2 protein-coding genes are annotated in these 1,229 nt (G+C 74.1%); one reads left to right on the top strand and one right to left on the bottom strand.

Annotated elements, in window-relative coordinates; genetic code table 11:
* Window positions 1–33: 33 nt before the first annotated feature.
* Complete coding sequence (locus C1J00_RS43345; protein WP_102914227.1) at window positions 34–384, bottom strand: hypothetical protein; 351 nt, start codon at window positions 382–384, stop codon at window positions 34–36.
* Between the two features lie 126 nt (window positions 385–510).
* Here C1J00_RS43345 and C1J00_RS43340 point away from each other — a divergent pair.
* The coding region (locus C1J00_RS43340; RefSeq protein WP_146046417.1) for a DEAD/DEAH box helicase at window positions 511–1,229 on the top strand (719 nt) is incomplete at its 3' end.

The following is a 1,229-nucleotide window of genomic DNA, read 5'->3' as shown; positions in this document are numbered from 1 at the left end:
GAGTTCGTCGGCAGCGTCAGATGTGTATAAGAGTCAGGTCTCGGGCCAGGCCGTGGGGTCCTCCGCCAGCCACCGGGAGACGATCTCCTCGGCGGCCCGCCGACCGCCGTGCTGCTTGATCAGGCCCTCCTTCGCGGCGCCCCTGACCAGTACCGTGCCGCCACCGTCGGCCGCGGTGACCGTGAGCGTGACGACGGCGAGGTTGAGCCCGCCGAGGCCGGTGCCCATCACCCCCAGGAAGGCTCGGCCACCAGGAACGGCGACGGTGGCGAGCGGCCGTCCGCAGCTCTCCAGCACCCGCTGCGCCAGGGCCGACGCCGCGTCCGGCGCCGGTTCGGTGCCGAGGCGGACCTCCAGCACGTCCTTCTTGAGCCGCCGGGTCACGAAACGTGCTCCCGCGCCCCGGACACCCACGGCCTCGGCGAGGGCACCCGTTTACTCGGTGAGTGTCATGTCCTCGTCCGGCAGCGGCATGCCGTGAGGGTAGCGGCTGTGCAGGAGACTGGGCGGGTGATCCGCAGTGACCTTCTCGACCAGCTGCCCGTGCGTTCCGCCCTGCCCGGCCTGCGTACCGCGCTCGACGACCACGGTGTCGCGGTACTCGTGGCCCCGCCCGGCACCGGTAAGACGACCCTGGTGCCGCTGGCCCTGGCAGGGCTGCTCGAAGAGGGACCGGCACGCCGGGTCGTCGTCGCCGAGCCGCGGCGGATCGCGGCCCGGGCGGCGGCGCGGCGGATGGCGTGGCTGCTGGGCGAGAAGCCCGGCGAGAGCGTCGGCTACACCGTGCGCGGGGAACGTGTCGTCGGGCGGCACACGCGCGTGGAGGTCGTGACGACCGGTGTGCTCGTCCAGCGGCTGCAACGGGACCAGGAGCTGGCCGGTGTCGACGTGGTGGTGCTCGACGAGTGCCACGAGCGGCACCTGGACGCGGACACGGCGGCGGCCTTCCTCTGGGACGTACGGCAGACGCTGCGTCCGGAGCTGCGGCTGGTGGCCGCCTCGGCGACGACCGACGCGCAGGGGTGGGCGCGGCTGCTCGGCGGGGCGCCGGTGGTCGAGGCGCGGGGCACGGCGTATCCGGTGGAGGTCGTGTGGGCGCCGCCGGTGCGGCCCGTACGTCCGCCGCACGGGATGCGGGTCGATCCGGCGCTGCCGGCGCATGTGGCGTCCGTGGTACGGCGGGCGCTGGACGAGCGGGAGGGGGACGTGCTGTGTTTCCTGCCGGGGGT

It is taken from the genome of Streptomyces cahuitamycinicus (assembly GCF_002891435.1).
GTDB lineage: Bacteria > Actinomycetota > Actinomycetes > Streptomycetales > Streptomycetaceae > Streptomyces > Streptomyces cahuitamycinicus.
This window is presented reverse-complemented; position numbering and strand designations above follow the sequence as displayed.